This is a genomic window from Streptococcus suis (assembly GCF_002960445.1).
Lineage (GTDB): Bacteria > Bacillota > Bacilli > Lactobacillales > Streptococcaceae > Streptococcus > Streptococcus hyiners.
Genome location: NZ_POJD01000497.1, coordinates 1 through 267, shown reverse-complemented (window position 1 = coordinate 267; position 267 = coordinate 1). Strand labels below are relative to the sequence as shown.

The window sequence follows — 267 nt, the reverse complement described above, 5'->3', positions numbered from 1 at the left end:
ATTCGTATGGCCTTCCTATGGTATACACAAGAATTTGGTTACAAAGCTGGTAGCGAAATCACTAAAGACATGTCTGGTGGTATCCTTCAAGACATCACTAAAGGTGCTTCAATCCTTGGTATGTTCATCCTTGCCGTTCTTGTTCAACGTTGGGTATCTATTACTTTCGCTGTAGATCTTCCTGCTAAACAATTGTCAGAAGGTGCTTACATCGTCTTCCCAGAAGGTACTGTTACTGGTGCTGAGTTGAAAGGTATTCTTGGTCAA

Annotated in this window: 1 protein-coding gene; it reads left to right on the top strand. The window is 41.6% G+C overall.

Annotation, left to right across the window (positions count from 1 at the left end):
* Positions 1–267 (top strand): PTS system mannose/fructose/sorbose family transporter subunit IID (locus C1G53_RS12965; protein ID WP_192873148.1); only part of this gene is annotated, 267 nt, incomplete at both ends.